We start from the raw sequence: 21,110 nt of genomic DNA, 5'->3' as shown, positions 1-21,110 counted from the left end.
TGTTGGCACCTAGCGCAAAGGTTTCTGTTCCATGGCTCAGCAACGCTTTCTCACCCTGACCGATGTAGGCGAGATTCTCAACATCACCCCTAGTCAGACTCGTGCGCTGGTTCGCTCAGGGGAGCTTAAAGCAATTCAGATTGGTGGGCGAAACCAGTGGCGAGTTGAAAAATCAATGCTGGAAGAGTACATCAAGGAACGCTATGCCATGACGGAAGAGTCAATACGCTCCGGGCAACCGGCCCAGGAGGACCAGCTTCTCTAAAGCTTGCACTAAAGGGTTAGCTACCAGCAGCTACCCTCACTGCCGCAATTGATGTAAATGGAATAGTCCGCACAAACGAGACTTTCTTGCCTGATGCCTGAGTCCTTGTAGCAAAGAGCTCGCAGTAATCTGCCCCCACAGCTGAAATGTGCCCCTCCGTGGTCAGACCGGCAGATCCGTTGTGTATCACGATAACCTCACGATGCCCTTTAGCGAGAGCCCGCAAGGCTGAACCGATTGTTAGTTTTCGAGAAACAGATTCAGCCTCAACATAGGACTTATTATCGCCGCCTTCCCACCAGACAATTTCCTGAGTGCGAATTATCAGATCACCTGTGTCGGTTGATAGCTGGATCCACCCCAATCCAAGCCCGATGAGTTGCCCTCGCCACGTATCTCCCGTGCTACCGTGCACAGACAAGGCAACCCCCAGCTGGGCAGCCAATCTATCTGCGCAGGTAACTTTTGAGCGCTCCATCATGCTCAGTTCACGCGCATCTGCCTCGTAGTCGCGCACTCTTTGTGCCTGTAGCTGCACTTCAAAGTCTCGGAATAAACGATCCAGGCTGTTCATGTACCGAGGATATCCCGAAGTCAGGGCATAACAGAAATATAGTGAAAAAATTTGCGAATACTCTTGCCTGAACATAAAACATCAGTAAGATAAATCATAATTCATCAAATGACATCAAATGAAATGATTTGGGGTGTAGTGATGAGATCCTATGGTTTTCGCCATCTGCTGGCAGCGGCGGTACCTCTGCTCTCGATGACAGGGGCACTGACCGGTTCCTACCTGTTTTTCACATTTATAGAGGCGGCCGAGGTACCGGCAAAAGCAGTTACTGCAGAGATCTGGTCCCAGATATTCATGACCTTGATGAGCACTTTTGCCTGCGGCTTGATTGCTCTGTGGTGGTCTAGTAGCTATTTTCTCTACATTTACCGGCTCATACTTTTTAACTTGAGAATCAGCACTCGCGCCCCCTCCTTTCCTCGGTGGGCACCCTCAGCGCTTAAGGTACTCATCAGTGGCTCACTCAGCGTCAGCCTCATCGCTGGTCCCCAACAGGCGCAGGCTTTAACAGCCGATGACTCAAGCATCAGTGTTAGCCAAACCGCTGAAACCACACCAGCTATTATCTCCGCTGAAGGGCAGGACAATATTCCACCTATGCCAGAAGAATACGGGGAAGGCGCATACTCAGTATCTGAGCACGGCGCTACTTCATCATCGATAACACCGCTGTTTGCCTCTTCAACACCCCCAAAGCCTGTGGCGGTTACCCTGGCCAGTAGTCACTCCAGGCAAACAATCTCACCGCTCTTCGGTGGATTGACATCGACCAGCCAGCAAACTGAGACCTCCCCACCAGAACAAAACTGCAAGGCAAATGCTGGCTCTAGCCACTACAGGGTCAAACCGGGTGACTCGCTATGGTCAATAGCAGAAAACCATATGCCAAAGACAGCAAGCGGAGCAGAAATTCTCCACTGCGTTCATGAGATACAAGACCTCAACAGCAATCTGATTCCAACCCTTGACTCATATATCTTCCCAGGCCAAGAGATACTACTTCCCCGATAACCCTCAGCTAAGGAGTAAGACCATGAAAACAGCATTCCCAGATCGTGAACGACCCCAATTCATTGTGCTTGAGGCCAGCGATTACGCAAAAAATTATGCTCACTACTTTGAGAAAGGTAGAGCCGCTACACCCTCTCAAGACCTTCCCTACATCAGTGAAGAAGAATCAGCCGTTGAACGATTAGGCGTTCGCATCGGCACAGCCTGTGTTGAAGTGTTCATGGGCAGGCGTCCGCTACACCATCTTTCACCGTGGATGACAGCAGGATGCTACCGAACCATCTCTCAGAATCTTTCCAGAATACAGCCTGCAATAGCTCAAAAGCTTAAGGACTACCCTCCCATCGAACCCCACCGCGCTCCAGCTTTGATCCGCCCCCGGAGAGTTATCGTCCAGAAAGTATCTCCACAGGCTTACGAGATTAGCCTCCTGGTAACCGATGGCTGCCGCACAAGAGCAGTTGCACTCAGGGCGGAACGGAAACGTGGACAATGGAAGATTAGTACCCTGCTCATTGCCTAATATATTTCCCCTATAACAAAAGCCCTGGTACTCCTTGAAGTGCCAGGGCTTTTCAGTAGGCCTGAGTGTTAGTCGAGGTAGTCCCTCAAAACCTGTGAACGGGAGGGGTGGCGGAGCTTGGACATGGTCTTAGACTCAATCTGGCGGATACGCTCACGTGTCACACCATAGACCTTGCCAATCTCATCAAGGGTTTTGGGCTGCCCATCAGTCATGCCAAATCGCATAGCAACAACGCCAGCTTCGCGCTCTGACAGGGTGTCAAGCACCGAGTGTAGCTGCTCTTGCAAGAGGGTAAAAGAAACAGCATCGGCGGGTACCACAGCTTCGGAGTCCTCAATGAGGTCACCAAATTCCGAGTCTCCGTCTTCACCCAGAGGGGTGTGAAGCGAGATAGGCTCACGGCCGTATTTCTGGACCTCGATGACTTTCTCGGGGGTCATATCTAGCTCAGTTGCAAGCTCTTCGGGGCTGGGCTCACGGCCCAGGTCCTGAAGCATCTGACGCTGAACACGGGCGAGCTTATTGATGACCTCGACCATGTGTACAGGGATTCGGATAGTACGTGCCTGGTCAGCCATAGCGCGAGTAATAGCCTGACGAATCCACCAGGTTGCGTAAGTCGAGAATTTAAAGCCCTTAGAGTAGTCAAACTTCTCTACCGCACGAATCAGGCCCAAGTTACCTTCCTGGATGAGGTCCAAGAAGAGCATGCCACGCCCGGTGTAGCGCTTAGCCAGCGAAACAACGAGACGGAGGTTAGCCTCAAGAAGATGGTTCTTTGCACGACGTCCGTCGTGGATAACCCAGCGCAGTTCTTTCTTAAGCTGGGGGTCCATATCGGGGTTCTCTTTGAGCTTGTGCTCAGCGTAAAGACCAGCTTCAATACGCATGGCAAGATCAACTTCTTGCTCTGCATTGAGCAGAGCGACCTTACCGATCTGCTTAAGGTAGTCCTTGACCGGGTCAGCTGTAGCACCGGGTGTTACGACACGGATTGCCGGGGCATCGTCTTCGTCGTTGTTGGTCAGAACGAATCCGGACCCCTTAGCAGCAACTTCTTCCGCTACCTTTTTCTCTTCTTTAGTCACTGAATCGGTATCATCCTCGTCGTTCTCTTCGTCGAGGTCATCACCGAGGGCGACATCGTCAAGGGCAATATCATCATCCAAGACAAGGTCATCATCGTCAGCAGACTTCTTGCCCTTTTTTGTTGTTGCTTTTTTAGTTGCAGTTTTTTTGGGCTTTGCCGTGGTGGTAACAAGAACATCGTCCTCGTTATTTTCTACGGCCTCTGCTTGCTCATCAGCCTTTTTTGCCTTGGCGCGAGTAGAGGTTTTTTTAGCGGTGGCCTTGGTTGCAGCGGTGTCGCTGGTTGCTTTCTTGCGTGCGGCTGGTGACACAGAAAACCTTTCTGAGCTAGTTGACCGTAGCGAGTGTGATGCGGTGTTCGCGGTCAAAACACCTAAGACCCTGTCAAGTAGGTCCGGTAGATTTACAAAAATATCTCTAGCTTCAACAGAATGCCTTTGGATTTTATTCCAATATATTTTCTTGAATCATGCGGCCACACTACAAGCGGGGTCAATAGTCAAGTATGACATGTTTTAGCCCTACTAGCTAAGCGGCGCGATACTTACCAGCAGATTTCTTGTATTAGCGAACAGGGGGCGCTCCCCCAGGCTGGGTAAGCCACATAGGAATAGCGCTGCTGCCCAGCAGGCTCTTCAAAAGAAGCGGGGAAGACTCCAGGTATTTTTGATCTGCACTTTCAAGAAGGTAAGAGGCTTCTGTGGAGTTCCCCCGGAGCCATTTAACCCAGGCTTGGCTCGCAATCAGCATAGATTCACACTTATGGCAAGCGATATTTTCGAAAAGGGCGCACAGCCGCTCCAGAGCTTCTAGCCTGCACCAATGAGGGGGCCTTTCAAGGGACCCTGAAAGCACCCCGGCAAAATGGGCCCCGGCTTCGTTGCTGTCGGCAGGCTCACGCATGCCTTGAGCACTGAGGGTAGGGCTTATTCTCTCAAGATCAAAGGCTGACAGAGTCTCCGCCGAGGGTAACAGCCTTCTGCTACTCTTGCCTGCATCATCAAGAAAGAATTGAATATATCCCTCCATCAGACCCAGTGCTGCGAGAGTGTGCGATAGATCTGTGCAGGCAAGGTAGACCAAGTAATGCAAGGTGGCTGAGTTCGTCAGCGAAGCTACAAGATAGCCGGCTGCATCAGGCGGAACCGTTGTTCGAATGCGATCGCCTAAAGTGGAGGGAAGTAGATTGTTCTCTTTCTCTAAGCGGACAGAATCAGCGACAGTTCCAAGCAGGCTATCCCAGAGCATCAGCTCTGCTTCTGCTTGAAAAGGCTCCAGCGGGTTAAGGGTTTGCTTCATCTCGATATACCGCACAGCGGCAGCCTCTGCAGAGGCCAGCCACAGTTCTGTTGTGTGTGGATGCTGAGTATCTAACGGGTTCCATTTTTTGAGGCTAAAAGCTTCATGCGAGCTACTGGATACAAGGGATCCTCGTGAAACAAGTTCTGCATAGACCGGGCTAGAAAAGATATCGTTTGCCCACCCTACAGGCTCCAAGCCACCGGTTTCAGGGTTGACCGACCAGTAGACAGTTCGCCCCACCGCGATGACATCAAGCACCTCAAGATTATGCCTCGAGCCAGTGCTCTGAATGGGTTCAAGGTAGTAAATAGCTCGCTCAAATAATTCTTGATCACTCTCAGTTATCGGGCCAGCAGGCTGGGTTAAAGGAGTGCTTGGGCATGTGCTAAGCAAGCCCCCGAACATCAGAACAAAGATCCTCTGAAGGCGCTCGTTGAGAGCATTCAGCCTTGGAATAGAGCTGAAGAGAGTATCTAAATAGTCCTCCGCTGGCATTTCAAACGGGTCGGCCATATCGACCCTTATCAGCGGTCCGATCCCTGAGCTTTCTGCAACCATGAGAACCAGGGAGTCCTTAGGCCAATACCCTAGAAGGTGAACACAGGTTGCAACGACGTCTCTCTCAGTCCGAATACGAGAAGTTAAGGCTGAGGAACTGCTTATGTGAGAAAAACTGTTCATGCCCCCCAGTGTCAGTGTTATACATGGTACAGAAGAAGCCTCAAACAGTCTGTGGAAAAGCTCATCGAGGGTTTCCCCTGCACTGCCCCGATGTGCAAATAGAGAAGCCACAGAAAAAGAATGAACCAATGTCGCGCCTATGAAGAGCGTGGACATCGCAATCCACAGCTCGCACAGTACCTGGCATAAGTTGCCTAGAGAGGCCCCAGCTGGCCTTGACCTGGTTCATGACCAGAATCATTGCTCAGCTGCGCCAGGTAGGCCTCGATTTCTGCGCCAATTTCATCCCGGGGAGGAACGCGCCCGGCCGCTCGCTCAGACAAAGGTAAAGCGCTGAAACCCCTGGACGCGTTGGCATCGTAAGATTCTTCTAGGCGGTGAATCATCATTTGAATTTCAGGGTTAGCACTTGCTTGTTCATCAATCTGGCCCTGCACATTAAGTGAAAGCTCCCGCAAGCGGTCGGAGGGCAGGCTCAGCTTGGCGGCAAGCGAAAGGTGTTCCATAGCGACCAGAGCAGTCTGGGGAAGCTCAGATTCAGAAAGGTACTGGGGAACATTCACAGAGAAACCTGCTGTACCAATACCGGCTTCGGTCAAGGCTACCTCGAGCAGACTTGACACCGAACCCGGGACGAGAGCTTCAGGCTGGAAGGAGGATATGCCGGCAGTCAAATCTTTGCGTGAGCCATGGGCTGTCACAGGAATCGGGCGTGTGTGGGGGACCGGCATAGGGAATGCAGTCACAGATAGCGCGACCGAAACATCGAGTCGCTGAGCAAGGTCAACGATATTTGAGGTAAACCTCTGCCAGAGAAAATCAGGCTCGGTCCCGGTCAGCAGCAGGAATGGCTTACCCAACCGATCTTCTACAACATAGAGCTTGAGCTCGGGCAAAACAGGGTTGGTATAGTGGTCCTTCTTAAAGGTGATGCGAGGTCTGCGGGAGCGGTAGTCGTGGAGCCTGTCAGCGTCAAACTCGATGACGGGAAGGCTATCAAGTTCGTGCAGAAGGACTTCGCCCAGGTGCCCCGCTGTTCCACCGGCGTCCTGAGGGTGTGATAGGGCAACCACCAGGGGCAGGCCTTTAAGGCGCTGGTTCTCAAATACTCCAGCGTGGGCTATGTATAGCCGCTCATCGTGTCTCATGCTCTGCCCCCTTCGCCTAAAGGTCCATTCTTGTGTTGAGACTCTATAGTACTCCAGCCTCTCTAATACCGGCTGTGTATCTTGCAGTAATAACTGTTGTCGGTGAAGAGATATTCCTCATCCACACCAGCATTTCACAAAAATGTCACAAATCGACCCAACCGACAGAGCTGTTAGCCGGCTCCACGGTACCTCCAGCAGGTTATCCACGGTACACATTGACGGTTTTTTTGCCTACCCTTATTAACTGAAGGAGCACAAGAAAAGTCGCTTTTCCCGCGGCCTATATGTTCTCACCCCAATATCTAAAGGAGAATTCTGTGAGCCAATCACATGATTTGTCATTTTCCGTTTCCTCAACCGACCTTGATGGGCTCGAGGCAAATGTTCTAGTTCTCGGCGTCTATTCCTCTGAGGAAGGCCCGGTTCTTGCATCCAACCCTCTTGGCGAAGAAACCGCTGAGGGTCTCGAAGCAATCCTTGAGGACCTGGGGGTGACCGGGGGCCAGGACGAACTCGTTCGCCTACCCGGTTTTGATGAAGCTGGAGCAGACCTTGTTGCTCTCATCGGGCTTGGGGTAGAAAACGACCAGCTCGCTCAAAAGCTGAACAGCCTCCGCTATGCCGCAGGTTCAGCAGTTCGCCAGCTAGCTGGCAACGAGAACGTTGCCCTTGCCCTAGGCGTCACCACCCCTGATGAAGTTGCCGCCGTGGCTGAAGGTGCCGCCTACGGAGCCTTTTCAGATGCTCAGTTGAAAGCAAAAACAGCAGAATTGGTCAAGGCACCGGTAGAGGACATCACCATTGTCACCGATCTTGACCCTGCAGAAGCCGAGCCGGCACTCACCCGTGCCCTGATTCTAGGCGAAGCTGTAGATCATACCCGCCGTCTGGTGAATACTCCCCCATCCCACCTCTACCCCGCAACTTTCGTTGAGCGAGCCTTAGAGCGTATTGAAGGGCTGGAAAATGTCACCGCAAAGGTCTGGGACTACGACCAGCTGGTAGCAGCAGGCTTTGGCGGAATCGCAGGTGTAGGTCAGGGCTCAGAACGCAAGCCTCGCCTGGTTGAGGTCAAATATGTGCCACAGGGCGCTACTCAAACCGTAGCAATAGTAGGCAAGGGTATTACTTTCGATACCGGCGGTATTTCCCTCAAGCCCCCCACATCTATGACCACTATGAAATCAGATATGGCAGGTGCAGCTACAGTCCTCAACGTGGTTGCTGCCGCATCAGAACTCAACATTCCGGTGGCAGTCAGCGGTTATCTCTGTCTGGCCGAGAACATGCCCGGTGGCAACTCGATCCGCCCCGAGGATGTCCTGACCATGCGTAGTGGCCACACCGTTGAAGTCATGAACACCGATGCCGAAGGACGCTTGGTCATGGCAGATGGCCTTGCCCTGGCATCTGAATCTGAGCCCGACGTCATTCTGGATATTGCTACCCTAACCGGCGCCCAGCTTATTGCTCTCGGTGTGCGTACCGCAGCAGTTATGGGCCACGATAATATCCGGGCCAAGGTAGTTGAAGCAGCTAGCGCCGCTGGCGAAGACTACTGGCCCATGCCCATGCCCGAGCATTTGCGAAAGTCCCTCAAGTCCCCCGTTGCTGACCTTCAGAACATCGGTTCCAGGTACGGCGGAATGCTTGTTGCAGGCCAGTTCCTTGAAGAATTCGTGGGTGAGAAAGATGGCGCCAAGATTCCTTGGGCTCACCTCGATTTTGCTGGGCCTTCTTTCAACGAAGAAACACCCTATGGGTACACACCTAAGGAAGGTACAGGCCATTCCGTTGCAACCCTCATCAAATTTATTGAGGCCTACGCCTAAATCGTTGAGCATCCCGGTTACCCTTCACAAAGGTAACCGGGATGTAATCGTTAACACCTCATGACGTGGCGTCCACCATAATATGAACATGAGCCTTTACCTCTGCCCCCAGAGATTCATAGCCCATTCAAAGGCTCAGCAGAGGCCCGAAAGGCTATCTACAAGGGGTCCTAGAGTAAAAGGCTAGCTCCCTGGGTGCATCAGGACCCTCAGTTTTAGTCACGGGGCACATAAGTCTCATCGGCGCAATAGTGGAGCTGTGCCCCGACAAGCGATAAGCTAGAAAATGACAGTAGATAAGGGGGCATTGTGTCTCCGCAAACCCATGTAAGGGAGCGTCAACGTGGCCGACTCGGCAACAACAGAATTCGATATCCTCATCCTCGGTGGCGGTAGCGCAGGCTACTCAGCTGCACTTCGAGCTGTACAGCTCGGTTTCTCCGTAGGTCTCATCGAAAAAAGCAATCTGGGTGGCACCTGCCTGCACACCGGTTGCATTCCCACCAAGGCTTACCTGCACGCAGCAGAGCTCGCTTCTGAGGCAAAGCACGCCTCACAGTACGGTGTTAACACCACCCTTGAATCCATTGACATGGCCAAGGTTCGTGACTACAAGGACGGCATCGTTGCCGGTAAGTTCAAGGGCCTAAGCGGTCTTCTCAAGATGAAGAAGGTCACCGTCATCGAAGGTGAAGGTAAGCTCACCGGCCAAGACACCATCAGCGTTAACGGCACCGCCTACAAGGGTAAGCACATTATCCTGGCCTCCGGTTCTGTTTCCAAGACCTTCGGTATTGAGATTCGCGATCGCGTTCTGACCTCAACCGAAGCGCTGCAGATGGATTACCTCCCCAAGAGCGCAATCGTTCTGGGCGGTGGCGTTATCGGGTGTGAATTCGCCTCCATGTGGAACTCAATGGGCGTTGACGTCACCATTATCGAGGGCCTACCCCACCTAGTACCCAACGAAGATCCCTCCATCATTAAGGTTCTTGAGCGCGAATTCAAGAAGCGGGGCATCAAATCCTCACTGGGCAAGTTCTTCAAAACTGTTGAGCAGGACGCCAACGGCGCTAAAGTCTCCCTCGAAGACGGCACCACCTTTGAAGCTGACATCGTGCTCGTTGCTGTAGGCCGTGGCCCCAACACCGAGGGCTTTGGTTACGACGAGCAGGGCCTGACCATGGACCGTGGCTTTGTCATTACTAACGAGCGACTGCACACCGGGGTAGGCAACATCTACGCTATTGGCGATATCGTCCCCGGTGTCCAGCTAGCGCACCGTGGCTACCAGCAGGGCCGTTTCGTTGCTGAAGAGATTGCTGGCCTGAACCCACAGGTGGTTGAGGATCTCCATATCCCCAAGGTCACCTACTGCGAACCCGAAATTGCCTCAATCGGCTACTCACAGCCCAAGGCTGAAGAGAAGTTCGGCAAGGAAAACATCGAGGTTACAGAGTACAACCTGGCCGGTAACGGTAAGTCCTCTATCCTTGGTACGGGCGGTCTGGTCAAGGTTGTCCGTGAAAAGAACGGCCCTATCATCGGTGTTCACGCTGTTGGCAAGCGCATGGGCGAGCAAATTGGTGAGGCACAGATGTGGGTTGTCTGGGAGGCTTTCCCCGAAGACGTTGCACAGTTTATCCACGCTCACCCCACTCAGAACGAATCACTCGGTGAAGCAGCAATGGCCTTGGCTGGCGCACCGTTGCACGGCTAAACAAGCTTCAGGTAGGTGGTCGCTCCGCACCTGTGAAGCACCACCTACCCTTTCAATATTCCATCACGTACAAGGAGACCACGAAAGACTATGTCCACTACCGTTGAACTGCCCGCACTGGGCGAATCAGTAACCGAGGGTACCGTTACCCGCCTACTCGTTGAAGTTGGCGAAACAGTTTCTGTCGACCAAGCTATCGTCGAAGTTTCAACTGACAAGGTTGATACCGAAGTTCCCTCACCCGTTGCCGGTGTTGTTGAACAGATTCTCGTTGAAGAAGACCAGGATGTCGAAGTAGGTGCTCCCCTGCTCGTCATTGGTGACGGCTCCGGCGCAAGCGCATCTGCTCCTGTAGCTGCACCTGCCCAGGAAGCTCCAGCAACATCCGCTCCCGCAGCTGAATCCGCTGCACCTGCACCCACTCCTGCGACTCAAGCCCCTGCAAGCTCCGCTGAAGGCGTTGAGGTTACCCTCCCCGCGCTGGGCGAATCAGTTACCGAAGGCACCATCACCCGCTGGCTCAAAGAGGTTGGCGAAGAAGTAGCCGTTGACGAGGCTCTGGTTGAGGTTTCCACCGATAAGGTAGATACCGAAGTTCCCTCACCCGTTGCCGGTACCCTGCTTGAAATCCGCATCCAGGAAGACGAGGATGCCGAGGTCGGCCAGGTTCTGGCCATCATCGGTAGCGCTTCATCTGCTGCCCCCGCCGCCTCAACTGATGCGCCTCAGGCCCCTGCAGCCGACGAAGCCAAGGTAGCTGATCAGGCGCAGGCACCGGTAGCGGTTTCTTCACAGGATGAGGCTGCTGAGGCTCCTGCTGTCGAAATTCCCTCCGGCGAGAACGGCGAAGCCTACGTCACTCCCCTTGTACGCAAGCTGGCGAAGCAGGAAGGTATCGACCTTTCAACCATCAAGGGAACCGGCGTTGGTGGCCGCATCCGCAAGCAGGACGTATTGGCTGCTGCCGAGGCTAAGAAGGGCTCTGCTGCAACCCCCGCCGCAGCACCCGCTCCCGTAGCTGCGCCAGCTGCTGCTCCTACGGCCCCTGCTGCCCCCAAGCCTGCAGTCTCATCAAAGCGTGGCACCACCGAGAAGACAGCTCGTATCCGCCAGACCGTTGCCAAGCGCATGGTTGAGTCGCTGGCAGTTTCAGCTCAGCTGACCACTGTCCAGGAAATTGACCTCACCCGTCTGGTTGCTCTGCGCAACAAGGCTAAGGCTGGTTTTGAGGCTCGTGAGGGTACCAAGCTGACCTTCCTGCCCTTCTTCACCAAGGCAGTTACCGAAGCTCTGCAGCAGTTCCCCCAGTTCAACTCCTCAATGAGTGATGACTTCAAGGAAATTACCTACCACGGATCCGAGAACATCGGCCTAGCAGTTGACACCCCCAAGGGTCTGCTTGTCCCCGTTGTTAAGGATGCCGGTGACCTCAACATTGCCGGGATCGCAAAGAAGATCAATGATGTAGCCAAGCGTGCACGCGACGGTCAGGTTGCACCTGAGGAGCTCTCCGGCTCAACCTTCACCATCTCATCAACCGGCCAAACCGGCGGTGTCTTCTTCACCCCGATCATCAACCAGCCCAACGTAGCAATCTTGGGTATCGGCTCAACCAACAAGCGCCCCGCTGTGATCCAGGACGCTGATGGTAACGATGTCATCGCAATTCGTTCGCTAGCATACTTCTCACTCACCTACGACCACCGCGTCGTGGACGGTGCAGATGCTGGTCGCTTCCTGGCTTTCCTCAAGCAGCGACTTGAAGAAGCCGCTTTTGAGGCTGAGGTCGGCCTCTAAAAACAGGTGGTGACTGAGTAAGGGACATCTAGCCCCTTTACTCGCCCAGTTATTGTTTGAGGGTGCTCCCCCATCACATGATGAGGGAGCACCTTTTGTATACCCCCTGTTTGCCTGGGGTAACTGACATAGGTGCCGACCAACACACCCCTTGCTGTGACATACTGTCGATAAAGAGCCCGGTATTCCGTAGACTAAAGAACATGTCTATTGCTTTTTCAATTCTTCTGTTTCTGCACATTATTGGTGCTTCACTAGTGTTTGGCCTTTGGGTAGCAAACTTTAAGAAAGCTGTCGTCCTGCCCGGCCAATTCCATGCCGCGCTCTTGCAGCTTGTTACCGGTTTCGCTCTCTACTTCATGCAGATGGCAGAAAATATGCAACTCAACCACATGATGATTGGCATCAAAATGGTGATTGCCCTGGTGATCGCTGCCGCTGCATTCGTAGGTCAGAAGAAGTACAAGGCCGCTCTTGCTCTTGGCACTCCTGAATCAGGTAAGAACATTGCTCTTGCCCACACCGTTGGCGGTCTTGCGCTGATTAATATTGCTATCGCAATTTTTATCCAGTACCCACAAATCTAAATCGCTGCCTGTAATCTAAGGGCATATCGAATTCGCCACTAGAGCGGTAGGCATCAACTGCCTACCGCTCTATTTCTTATTCGCTTACAGTGCTTGAAGCCTAGCCTTGGTTGGCAGTAATAGGTTTTGCTGATTCAATTCTTAGCCCTAGGCTAGAGGGCTGTAGTGTCAAGCTGACTTTCTGCATAATGCGTTCTCCATCTCGGGTCATACCTAACCGCGCTAGTTCCTCGTCGCTCCCCTTAGGGTTGTAGCCGCGAGCTTCAAGAACCGCTATTACTGTGTAGCTACCCTCCTGACCGGCAGAAATTTCCTCAACGGACACTACTTGGGACGACATCTGGCTGAGATCTCTTGCTCCTTCTTGAGTCAGCATATTACGGTCATTGTGTTCTAATTCAGAACCGGGTAAGGCATAGTCCTGAACGCGATCGCTATTGCCAGAAGATAGAACTTGGCTTCGCAGACGGATGAGTTCGGCTGTTTGTTGGGTAATTACTTCCTGGTGATCACCGCTGATACCACTCACCGGTTCGGAAGGTTTCTGTAATTCTGGCTCCTTTGTTGGTGATAGCGTGGCTGGGCTAGTCGGTAGTGACATTTCCTGTGACTGAGTTTCCTCCGCGGCTTGTTCTTGCGGGCTAGCGCTGAGACGGTCCTGGATCCACGGTAAGAAAACAGATATACACGCCCCCAGCGCAAGAACGATAGCCGCCAGAAGCGCTATAGCAACCCCCTGCTTCCCCGATTTCCATAAGGAGATACCAGCCCTTGATGAGGACCGTCTATTCAGTGTTTGGGGCTGCCCGTAGACTTTCGGTGCCCTCCTCATGCGGGTTTTAGGCTTGTTGGTCATCGGCTCAGTCTCAGTCGCCGTGTAGGCAGGGAGCCGGCTTAGGACGCTCTCGTTGGCACTCAGATGGAGCTCTAAGGGGGCAGAATCCGCAGTCAGGTCAAATAGGGCGGCAAGATCGGTCAGGCTCGGCTGATTTGCTCTCAGGTCAATAGCATCTTCAAGTGTTTGAGCAAGAGCGTCGCTGGCCTGAGGTAGGCTCAATAGAAGCGGCGCCCGGAGCCTTTGTGCCTTAGGTTCCTTGCCCGTAAGACAGAACCAGAGAATAGCGGCACAGGCGGCAATATCCTCTGCCTTTTTGGCCTCTTTGGCAGTATCGGGTGAAGTTCTGAGATCAAGGTCGGGCGCTAGAACTTTAAGCTCCCCCTTAACAGTGAAAACACAGTGCTCTAACCTAAGGTCTCGGTAGGCAAGCTCTTGCTGGTGGAGATATGTTAATGCCGCAGTCAGGGCCTTAGCTACGGTGGTAGCTTGGGCAAGTGGAAGCTGGCCCCGGGCTCTGCAATAATCCGCTAGAGTACCTGCTTCAGCTGCCTCATACCAGATATGACCTGCACTAGGTGAGCTGGTTACTGCATCTACTCTCAGGACGGCAGGGTGGGTAGGTAAAGAGCAGAGCCGCTCAGCTGCTTTCATTGCGGCGGTTGCGCTCTTTGAATATTGAGTCAGTGTGTAAGGCCCTGCTTGTATCTCAAGCTGTCCTGCTGCCTGATAGCCACAGTCAGCAATCCAGGTAGAGTGGGTCGGCCCGCTTTCAAGGCGATATCGGAGGATGACATCGGTCAGGCCCTTGAGCGCGCTGTCAGATGCAAGGGGTTCCTGCTCAGGGTGAGATGGTGCGTCTTGTGGGTGAAGAGATGCTTGGCTTTTCATGTTCTAGACATACCTCACATGCAAGAACCCATTAAAAAGTTATCCACAGAACAGACATTTCTACTAGTCAGAGATACATTAGTTAGCTGTGGATAAAAATTCACAGTTGGTCACCAAAAACTTAAAGCCACACTTAGGCTAGCTATTTTTAGAGTCTGACTAAAAGGACTACCCTAGAGGGTATGGCACTTTTGTTTGAGCGGGTCGGCTTTGCACCCCAGTACGTTGACTATGAGACGGCGCTTCAATACCAGCGCAAGACACACGAAAAAGTCGCTACCGGCCAACAACAAAACACCGTCCTGCTCCTAGAGCACCAGGAAGTTATTACCGCTGGGAAAAGAACCGAAGACCATGAGTACCCCAGCGACAATCGAGTTCCTGTGATCAAAATTGATCGTGGTGGTAAACTGACCTGGCACGGCCCCGGCCAGCTCGTTGGATATCCCATCGTCCAGCTGCCCGAACCCATTGACGTGGTCAGGTACGTGCGAGTCTTAGAAGAGGTCCTCATCAAGGTCCTTACCGGGCTTGGTATCACCTGCCAGCAAGTGGAAGGTCGCTCTGGTGTCTGGGTCCGGGGTGACGGGGCACTGCTACCAGATAAGAAAATAGCCGCCATTGGAATTCGAGTCTCAAAAAACACCACCATGCACGGCTTTTCCATCAACTGCAATAACCCCACTGACCCTTTCGGGGCTTTCATTCCCTGCGGAATTACAGATGCCGGGGTCACCACGATTAGTGAACAGCTCGGGCGGAATATTTCTCCAGCAGATATTGTTGAGCAGGTTGAAAAGGAACTCGACCACTACGCCAACCAGCTAGCGGCATCTTTCGTTCCCGCCACCTAGCCCTCAAAGGGGTTCCCCTCAAACCCTTAAGCCCCCACATAGACTTAACGATGAGACCAATCTACAAAGGAGATTCCTCCACATGAGCGCCCAGCCTGACGGCCGCAAGCTACTGCGCGTTGAAGCGCGCAATGCAGAAGTACCTATCGAGAAGAAGCCCTCATGGATTAAAACCAGGGCTAAAGTAGGCCCTGAATATCAGGAGATGATTAACCTCTCCCGCGGTTCAGGCCTGCATACAGTATGCGAAGAAGCAGGTTGCCCCAACATCTATGAGTGCTGGGAAGATCGTGAAGCGACCTACCTGATTGGCGGCTCTGAGTGCACCCGTCGCTGCGACTTCTGCATGATTGATACAGGTAAGCCGATTGCTATTGACCGCACGGAACCAATTAAGGTAGCCCTCAACGTCAAAAAGATGGGCCTGCGCTACGCAACTGTCACCGGCGTTGCCCGCGATGACCTTGAAGACGGTGGTGCCTGGCTCTACGCCGAGACAATCAGGCAGATTCACAGGGTATCGCCCACCACAGGTGTCGAGATCCTGATCCCTGACTTCAAAGGCAAAGAAGAAGACGTCCAGCAGGTCATTGATGCCCAGCCCGAAGTCTTTGCTCACAACCTTGAGACAGTACCCCGTATTTTCAAGCAGATTCGCCCCGCTTTCCGCTACGAGCGCTCACTCGATGTCATAACCCAGGGCAAAGAAGCCGGCCTGATCACTAAGTCCAACTTGATTTTGGGTATGGGGGAAACTAACGAGGAAATCTATGAGGCCCTCTGTGACCTACACGATGCAGGAACAGACCTTATTACCCTGACGCAGTACCTACGCCCCGGCCCGCTCTTCCACCCCATCGAGCGTTGGGTCAAGCCGACCGAGTTCCTTGAACTTTCCCAAATGGCCGAGGAAATCGGTTTCTCCGGTGTCATGGCTGGGCCCATGGTTCGTTCTTCCTACCGTGCCGGTAAGCTCTGGGCCCGCGCCATGAAGAAGCACGGCCGCCAGATACCTGAGCACCTCTCTCACATCGACGATGAAGGCTTTGCCATGCAAGAAGCAAGCTCACTGGTAGCAGCTGGCGCGTAAACCAGGCTTCAGGGTCTCCCCAGCCGTTAGCTTTATCATCTCATTTGGGTGCCTGCCGGCTTTATCGGCGGGCACCTGCCGTATAGAATGGGTAAGTTACGGCGCTCTTATCACTTAGATAGCTAGGGCGCCCGGTTCTCGACTCACGAAGGATACACAGTGGCTGAATCTCGTGGCAACACCCGCGAAGAAAAGAAAAAGGCAGGCGCAGAGCGCCGCGCTAAGCGTGGCCCCGGCATGTTTGCCCAGATGAAGCAGGTCTATGGTGTGACCCGCCAACAAGACCCCAATATCCCCTGGATTTTGGCGCTGGTTTTCTGTGCAACCGTCCTTGTTTTCCTGCTCATCGGTATTCTGCTGAAGAACTGGATTACTTTCCTTCTGATCGGTATTCCTTTCGGCATCCTCTTCGCAGTGATTGTTCTTTCTCGCCGCGCAGAAAAGGCCGCCTTTGCTCAGCTTGAGGACCGCCCCGGCCGTGCAGGCGCTGCTCTCTCAACCCTGCGCCGCGGCTGGATTTTTGAGCAGCAACCCGTTGCAGTGAATAAGTCACAGGATGTTGTCTTCCGCGCTATTGGACGCCCCGGCATCGTTCTGGTGACCGAGGGCCCCACTAACCGCGTCAACGGCCTGGTTCAGAAAGAAAAGCTCCGCTATAAGAAGATTGTTCCTACCGTACCCGTTCACGTTATCAACACAGGTACCGCGGAGGGTCAGGTAGAGCTCAAACAGGTCACTAAGGCAATGAACAAGCTACCCAAGCACCTGACTCAGCAGGAGATGCACCAGGTTTCTAACCGCATTGATTCCATCTCCAAGCACAACAATATGCTCAGTGCGATCCCCAAGGGCGTTGATCCCCTGCGTATGCGCCCCAGCCGTAAGGGCATGCGCTAGCACCATTTGGCTTGATATATAAAGGCCGGGTTCTTTAAGAACCCGGCCTTTACCGTACCTACCGACCTTCTTTCTGCTTCTTGGAGCCCTTCCACCAGTTGACCACAAAGACATAGAGCAACAGCGCCAGGGTTATCTGCATCATGTAGCGATCAATGGTTTTGAGAATAGGCTGGATTCCCTCACCAAAGGTAACGCCCAGGTACAGGTAGAAGCACTTATTCAGCAGGGCGAGAATATAGATATAGACACCGATGACCATACCCTTGATCCTGCGGATACCGGCTATAGCTACCAGCAAGGTAGCGGGAATAGGCGAAAAAGGGATAAACCCCAGGAGAAGGCTCACCAGTAGGTGCCGTTCCACAAAGCCCTCCAGCTTGCGGTACCAGAGCGGTGTATGGCTGGCGAAAATCCAATTGATAAAGTCTTGGCCCCAATGCTTACCCATAAAAAAGTAAACGGCCATGAACTTGATGTGGCTCAGAGCTGCCACCGTAACCAACACAGCCCATAGAAGGTACTGGTGGGGATTCTGGGCGGCGGTAATCAGAACTCCCAAACCGGAGCCGGTCAAGAGCGACAGAACCCAGGGATGCTCAACCAGCAAGAAAGCCCGAGTGGGTATAATCGCCAGGGAGAAAATCGTCATGAATCCCAGTAGGGACAGCAGAATCTTATCGACCTTGCCTGGGGAAGTCAGGAAAGGGGGCAGAGCTGGGTCATGTTCTCTTTGCATGCTAGGGTTTTTGTCTTCCCTTGTGGAATCATCTGACATATCTACACCATCTAACGAATAAGAACCAAAATGGTATGACGTGCACGGTCGTGAAGCCCCCGTTGGTCAGCGTCCATGATCAGGACAGGAAGAACCAGCATCACCATGCTCTGGCGGACGAGAGCAGAGAGCCACCCGGCAGGTTTACCGTCAAGGCTCTGAACCTGCATTCCCATGACAAAATGACCTATGCTATGCCCCATGAAACCAACGGCAGAAACCATGTAAAGCCAGAAAAAAATGAGCTGGGCAATATCGAGAGAGGCTAGGTTCGCACCGGGGAAAACAAACTTCCCCAGGAGGAAGAAAATACCTTTAATGAGGTACCAATCCATACAAAACGCAATCAAGCGGCTCAAAGGGCGGGCAATTGCTCCCCTGCCAGAACGGGGGCGCCCCATATCCTGCCCCGGGTAATCCATATGGGTGGGGGCACCGTCAAGCCATGAACCTAAATCTTTTCTTGATACCACAACATCTAACCTTACCGGCTTAAGAGCAACTCCCCTACCCAGAAAAGTCATCTATGAGATACCACGGTCACCCAAGAGCACTGACCGCTTTCCTAGAATGAAAGAGAGCTTAGCCAGCTGCAGGAGCCCTTAACACGCCTGCAACTTGGTGCTCAGGCTGTTACACAAGCGAAACAAAGGCGACACTTGAGGGCAAAAAACTAGCTCTAGGCTAGATACAACATCCAGGTGCCCACCCATGGGGCCCCGGGGTCGATATATCTCAAGGAGAACACCCAATTATGTTCACAACCTCACAGGAAGTCCTAGACTTCATTACCAAGGAAGACGTCAAGTTTGTTGACATCCGCTTCACCGACCTTCCCGGTGTCCAGCAGCACTTCAACATGCCCGCAAAATCCATTGATGAAGATTTCTTCACAGTAGGCCAGATGTTTGATGGGTCCTCTATTCGGGGCTTTCAGGGTATCGCTGAGTCCGATATGCAGCTCATTCCCGATGTAGCCAGTGCCTATGTTGATCCCTTCCGTCTTGAGAAGACCCTGATCATCACCGGCTCCATTGTCAACCCACGCACCGGAGAGCCCTATCACCGTGACCCCCGAGGTGTTGCTGAGCGTGCTGAAGAATACCTCAAGTCAACAGGTATTGCCGATACCGCTTTCTTCGCCTCAGAAGCTGAATTCTTCGTCTTCGAGAACGTCCAGCACGAGGTGACCCCCCAGTCTGTTTCCTTCAAGATCGACTCCGATGAAGCTCCCTGGAACTCAGCTAGGACCGAAGATGGCGGTAATCTGGGTAACAAGACACTGACCAAGGGCGGCTATTTCCCTGTCTCTCCGGTCGATAAGCAGGCCGACCTACGCGATGCCATGTGCGTAGCCCTCGATGAAGTTGGTCTCGAAGTCGAGCGTTCTCACCACGAGGTTGGCGCACCCGGCCAGGCAGAAATCAACTACAAGTTCTCCACCCTGACCCAGGCTGCAGATGACCTGCTCAAGTTTAAGTACGTCATCAAGAACACCGCCGATGCCTGGGGCAAGACCGTCACCTTCATGCCCAAGCCCGTCTTCGGTGACAATGGTTCAGGTATGCACTGTCACCAGTCACTCTGGCTCAACGGCGAGCCCCTCTTCTACGATGAGCGTGGCTACGCTGGCCTCTCCGACCTTGCCCGCTGGTACATCGGTGGTCTGATTGAGCACTCCTCATCAGTTCTGGCTTTCACCAACCCCACCGTAAACTCCTACAAGCGCCTGGTTCCCGGTTACGAAGCACCCGTGAACATGGTCTACTCGCAGGGTAACCGTTCAGCCGGTATCCGCATCCCCATCACCGGTTCAAACCCCAAGGCCAAGCGTCTAGAGTTCCGTGCACCGGACCCTTCTTCAAACCCCTACCTGGCTTTCGCTGCCCAGCTCATGGCTGGTCTAGACGGTATCCGCAACCGCATTGAACCCCCAGCACCGATTGACAAGGACCTCTACGAGCTGCCCGCTGAAGAAGCAGCAGATATCAAGAAGGCTCCTGCCAACCTCGAAGAAGCCCTGGCCGCTCTTGAAGCAGACCACGACTTCCTGCTCGCCGGCGATGTTTTCACCGAGGACCTCATCCAGGCATGGATTGACTATAAGCGCACCAAGGAGCTGGAGCCCCTCTCACTGGTGCCGCACCCGCTGGAGTACCAGCTGTACTACGGTGTCTAATCTGCCGTAAACTGGTGCCATAAGCCCAGGGTCGCGCTCCCACATCCACAGATTCTGTGGGTGGGGGGCGCGGCTTTTGAGTGTAAAGACCCATAAGTTCAGAAGAGATGAAAACATGAGCAAGCAGAGTTCAATTCTTGAAGGACGTAGCACCATCTACCGGAACGAAGTCTTCCAGACCGGCCTCATGAGCCAGCTTTTAGACGGTATCTACGACGGCGATATGACAATCGGTGAGCTCCTGGGGCACGGCAATTTTGGGGTGGGCACCTTTGACGGTCTTGACGGTGAGATGGTTGTGCTCGATGGGACCTGCTACCAGATGCGCTTTGACGGCTCTGTGTCCTTAGCGGACCTGGACCAGAAGACACCCTTTGCGGTGATTACTAACTTTGTTCCGGCAATTAAGCGGGATTTACCCCGCAATCTTCTCCGTCAACGAGCAGCCCAGGTGCTTGATGATTTCACTCTCTCAGATAACTACATGTATGCCATCAAAATTGTGGGCGACTTTGAGTGGGTACGCACCCGAACCGTCAAGAAGCAGTCCAAGCCCTACCCCAAGATGGTTGATGCGGTAGAAGGCGAGGACATCGTCCAGTTTGATGATGTTACCGGCACTATCGTTGGGTTCCGCACCCCTATTTACGAGCAGGGTATCGGTGTGCCCGGGTGCCATGCACACTTTATCAACGATGAACGCGATAAGGGTGGGCACCTTGTAGACTTCAAACTCCGCAGTGCGCATGTAGAAATCTGCCCGGGTACCGGGCTCCGCCTGCACCTGCCGCTCAACGAGGCTTTCTCAAATGCAGATCTCTCCCCCGAAGATTTGGCAGACCAAATCTCGAAGGCAGAGCAGCACTAGCTACCCCTGCTTCTCGACTATCTGGCATAGCTCCAGGCTTTGATAGCCCAGTTGCTGGTTGATAGCTCGCATTGCAAGGTTATTGCGATCAACCCAACTCCACCAGCCCCGTAAAATCGGTGCCCTTAGGCTCAAGCTGACGGTGGTTGGCTATCTTGAGAGCAAGGCCCAGTCCCTTGC

Annotated in this window: 19 protein-coding genes; 12 read left to right on the top strand and 7 right to left on the bottom strand. The window is 53.3% G+C overall.

Going from position 1 to position 21,110, the window contains the following annotated elements:
- Positions 1-31: 31 nt before the first annotated feature.
- Complete coding sequence (locus ACN08V_RS01545) at positions 32-265, top strand: helix-turn-helix domain-containing protein (protein WP_419100102.1); 234 nt, start codon at positions 32-34, stop codon at positions 263-265.
- A 16-nt stretch (positions 266-281) separates the two neighbouring features.
- On the opposite strand, the gene ACN08V_RS01540 is transcribed toward ACN08V_RS01545, so the two are convergent.
- Positions 282-839: a hypothetical protein gene (locus ACN08V_RS01540; RefSeq protein WP_419100101.1), complete on the bottom strand. Its 558-nt coding sequence runs from the start codon at positions 837-839 to the stop codon at positions 282-284.
- 141 nt (positions 840-980) lie between these two features.
- Here ACN08V_RS01540 and ACN08V_RS01535 point away from each other — a divergent pair, with 141 nt between their 5' ends.
- Positions 981-1,853, top strand: coding sequence for a LysM peptidoglycan-binding domain-containing protein (locus tag ACN08V_RS01535; RefSeq protein WP_419100100.1), 873 nt, complete (start codon positions 981-983; stop codon positions 1,851-1,853).
- 22 nt (positions 1,854-1,875) lie between these two features.
- On the top strand, positions 1,876-2,376 hold the full coding sequence (locus ACN08V_RS01530; protein WP_419100099.1) for an Rv3235 family protein: 501 nt from the start codon (positions 1,876-1,878) through the stop codon (positions 2,374-2,376).
- Positions 2,377-2,444: 68 nt separating this feature from the next.
- On the opposite strand, the gene ACN08V_RS01525 is transcribed toward ACN08V_RS01530, so the two are convergent.
- The 3 genes from ACN08V_RS01525 to ACN08V_RS01515 all read right to left on the bottom strand — a co-directional run bounded on the left by ACN08V_RS01525 (position 2,445) and on the right by ACN08V_RS01515 (position 6,599).
- A complete protein-coding gene (locus ACN08V_RS01525) occupies positions 2,445-3,836 on the bottom strand; it encodes an RNA polymerase sigma factor (RefSeq protein WP_419104275.1) in 1,392 nt (463 codons plus the stop codon).
- Between the two features lie 196 nt (positions 3,837-4,032).
- Positions 4,033-5,451, bottom strand: coding sequence for a DUF4192 family protein (locus ACN08V_RS01520; protein ID WP_419104274.1), 1,419 nt, complete (start codon positions 5,449-5,451; stop codon positions 4,033-4,035).
- Between the two features lie 194 nt (positions 5,452-5,645).
- On the bottom strand, positions 5,646-6,599 hold the full coding sequence (locus ACN08V_RS01515) for a proteasome assembly chaperone family protein (RefSeq protein ID WP_419100096.1): 954 nt from the start codon (positions 6,597-6,599) through the stop codon (positions 5,646-5,648).
- A 320-nt stretch (positions 6,600-6,919) separates the two neighbouring features.
- On the opposite strand from ACN08V_RS01515, the gene ACN08V_RS01510 reads away from it, so the two are divergent.
- The 4 genes from ACN08V_RS01510 to ACN08V_RS01495 all read left to right on the top strand — a co-directional run bounded on the left by ACN08V_RS01510 (position 6,920) and on the right by ACN08V_RS01495 (position 12,538).
- On the top strand, positions 6,920-8,434 hold the full coding sequence (locus tag ACN08V_RS01510) for a leucyl aminopeptidase (protein WP_419104273.1): 1,515 nt from the start codon (positions 6,920-6,922) through the stop codon (positions 8,432-8,434).
- Positions 8,435-8,777: 343 nt separating this feature from the next.
- Positions 8,778-10,154 carry a dihydrolipoyl dehydrogenase gene (gene lpdA / locus ACN08V_RS01505; RefSeq protein WP_419104272.1) on the top strand — a complete coding sequence of 459 codons (1,377 nt, stop codon included), beginning with the start codon at positions 8,778-8,780 and terminating at the stop codon, positions 10,152-10,154.
- A gap of 90 nt (positions 10,155-10,244) precedes the next feature.
- Positions 10,245-11,951, top strand: a complete 1,707-nt coding sequence (sucB, locus tag ACN08V_RS01500; protein WP_419104271.1) for a 2-oxoglutarate dehydrogenase, E2 component, dihydrolipoamide succinyltransferase — start codon at positions 10,245-10,247, stop codon at positions 11,949-11,951.
- Positions 11,952-12,154: 203 nt separating this feature from the next.
- Positions 12,155-12,538, top strand: a complete 384-nt coding sequence (locus tag ACN08V_RS01495; RefSeq protein WP_419100092.1) for a hypothetical protein — start codon at positions 12,155-12,157, stop codon at positions 12,536-12,538.
- A 100-nt stretch (positions 12,539-12,638) separates the two neighbouring features.
- Here ACN08V_RS01495 and ACN08V_RS01490 read toward each other — a convergent pair whose 3' ends face one another.
- The gene (locus tag ACN08V_RS01490; protein WP_419104270.1) at positions 12,639-14,264 is read right to left on the bottom strand and encodes a protein kinase domain-containing protein; all 1,626 of its coding nucleotides are present in this window, start codon (positions 14,262-14,264) and stop codon (positions 12,639-12,641) included.
- 182 nt (positions 14,265-14,446) lie between these two features.
- Here ACN08V_RS01490 and lipB point away from each other — a divergent pair, with 182 nt between their 5' ends.
- From lipB to ACN08V_RS01475, 3 genes are all read left to right on the top strand, one after another.
- Positions 14,447-15,118, top strand: a complete 672-nt coding sequence (gene lipB, locus ACN08V_RS01485) for a lipoyl(octanoyl) transferase LipB (protein ID WP_419104269.1) — start codon at positions 14,447-14,449, stop codon at positions 15,116-15,118.
- An 82-nt stretch (positions 15,119-15,200) separates the two neighbouring features.
- Positions 15,201-16,208: a lipoyl synthase gene (gene lipA, locus ACN08V_RS01480; RefSeq protein WP_419100089.1), complete on the top strand. Its 1,008-nt coding sequence runs from the start codon at positions 15,201-15,203 to the stop codon at positions 16,206-16,208.
- Positions 16,209-16,367: 159 nt separating this feature from the next.
- Positions 16,368-17,105, top strand: coding sequence for a DUF4191 domain-containing protein (locus ACN08V_RS01475; protein WP_419104268.1), 738 nt, complete (start codon positions 16,368-16,370; stop codon positions 17,103-17,105).
- Between the two features lie 58 nt (positions 17,106-17,163).
- On the opposite strand, the gene ACN08V_RS01470 is transcribed toward ACN08V_RS01475, so the two are convergent.
- Together ACN08V_RS01470 and ACN08V_RS01465 are read right to left on the bottom strand one after the other, a co-directional pair.
- Positions 17,164-17,883 (bottom strand): DedA family protein, encoded by a 720-nt coding sequence (locus tag ACN08V_RS01470; RefSeq protein ID WP_419104267.1) that lies wholly within the window; start codon positions 17,881-17,883, stop codon positions 17,164-17,166.
- Between the two features lie 11 nt (positions 17,884-17,894).
- Complete coding sequence (locus ACN08V_RS01465; RefSeq protein ID WP_419100086.1) at positions 17,895-18,356, bottom strand: RDD family protein; 462 nt, start codon at positions 18,354-18,356, stop codon at positions 17,895-17,897.
- Between the two features lie 281 nt (positions 18,357-18,637).
- Here ACN08V_RS01465 and glnA point away from each other — a divergent pair, with 281 nt between their 5' ends.
- Positions 18,638-20,062 (top strand): type I glutamate--ammonia ligase, encoded by a 1,425-nt coding sequence (gene glnA / locus ACN08V_RS01460; RefSeq protein WP_419104266.1) that lies wholly within the window; start codon positions 18,638-18,640, stop codon positions 20,060-20,062.
- A 115-nt stretch (positions 20,063-20,177) separates the two neighbouring features.
- Positions 20,178-20,930 carry an acetolactate decarboxylase gene (gene budA, locus ACN08V_RS01455; protein ID WP_419100084.1) on the top strand — a complete coding sequence of 251 codons (753 nt, stop codon included), beginning with the start codon at positions 20,178-20,180 and terminating at the stop codon, positions 20,928-20,930.
- The last annotated feature ends 180 nt before the right edge of the window (positions 20,931-21,110 follow it).

Origin of the sequence: Rothia sp. P5766 (assembly GCF_048513555.1) — a bacterium.
GTDB lineage: Bacteria > Actinomycetota > Actinomycetes > Actinomycetales > Micrococcaceae > Rothia.
This window is presented reverse-complemented; position numbering and strand designations above follow the sequence as displayed.

What these genes read in the sequence shown, in the direction of transcription:
- ACN08V_RS01545 (WP_419100102.1), top strand. Translation starts at nt 32, where the DNA reads ATGGCTCAGCAACGCTTTCTCACCCTGACCGATGTAGGCGAGATTCTC.
- ACN08V_RS01540 (WP_419100101.1), bottom strand. Translation starts at nt 839, where the DNA reads ATGAACAGCCTGGATCGTTTATTCCGAGACTTTGAAGTGCAGCTACAG.
- ACN08V_RS01535 (WP_419100100.1), top strand. Translation starts at nt 981, where the DNA reads ATGAGATCCTATGGTTTTCGCCATCTGCTGGCAGCGGCGGTACCTCTG.
- ACN08V_RS01530 (WP_419100099.1), top strand. Translation starts at nt 1,876, where the DNA reads ATGAAAACAGCATTCCCAGATCGTGAACGACCCCAATTCATTGTGCTT.
- ACN08V_RS01520 (WP_419104274.1), bottom strand. Translation starts at nt 5,451, where the DNA reads ATGAACAGTTTTTCTCACATAAGCAGTTCCTCAGCCTTAACTTCTCGT.
- ACN08V_RS01515 (WP_419100096.1), bottom strand. Translation starts at nt 6,599, where the DNA reads ATGAGACACGATGAGCGGCTATACATAGCCCACGCTGGAGTATTTGAG.
- sucB (WP_419104271.1), top strand. Translation starts at nt 10,245, where the DNA reads ATGTCCACTACCGTTGAACTGCCCGCACTGGGCGAATCAGTAACCGAG.
- ACN08V_RS01495 (WP_419100092.1), top strand. Translation starts at nt 12,155, where the DNA reads ATGTCTATTGCTTTTTCAATTCTTCTGTTTCTGCACATTATTGGTGCT.
- ACN08V_RS01490 (WP_419104270.1), bottom strand. Translation starts at nt 14,264, where the DNA reads ATGAAAAGCCAAGCATCTCTTCACCCACAAGACGCACCATCTCACCCT.
- lipB (WP_419104269.1), top strand. Translation starts at nt 14,447, where the DNA reads ATGGCACTTTTGTTTGAGCGGGTCGGCTTTGCACCCCAGTACGTTGAC.
- lipA (WP_419100089.1), top strand. Translation starts at nt 15,201, where the DNA reads ATGAGCGCCCAGCCTGACGGCCGCAAGCTACTGCGCGTTGAAGCGCGC.
- ACN08V_RS01470 (WP_419104267.1), bottom strand. Translation starts at nt 17,883, where the DNA reads ATGTCAGATGATTCCACAAGGGAAGACAAAAACCCTAGCATGCAAAGA.
- glnA (WP_419104266.1), top strand. Translation starts at nt 18,638, where the DNA reads ATGTTCACAACCTCACAGGAAGTCCTAGACTTCATTACCAAGGAAGAC.
- budA (WP_419100084.1), top strand. Translation starts at nt 20,178, where the DNA reads ATGAGCAAGCAGAGTTCAATTCTTGAAGGACGTAGCACCATCTACCGG.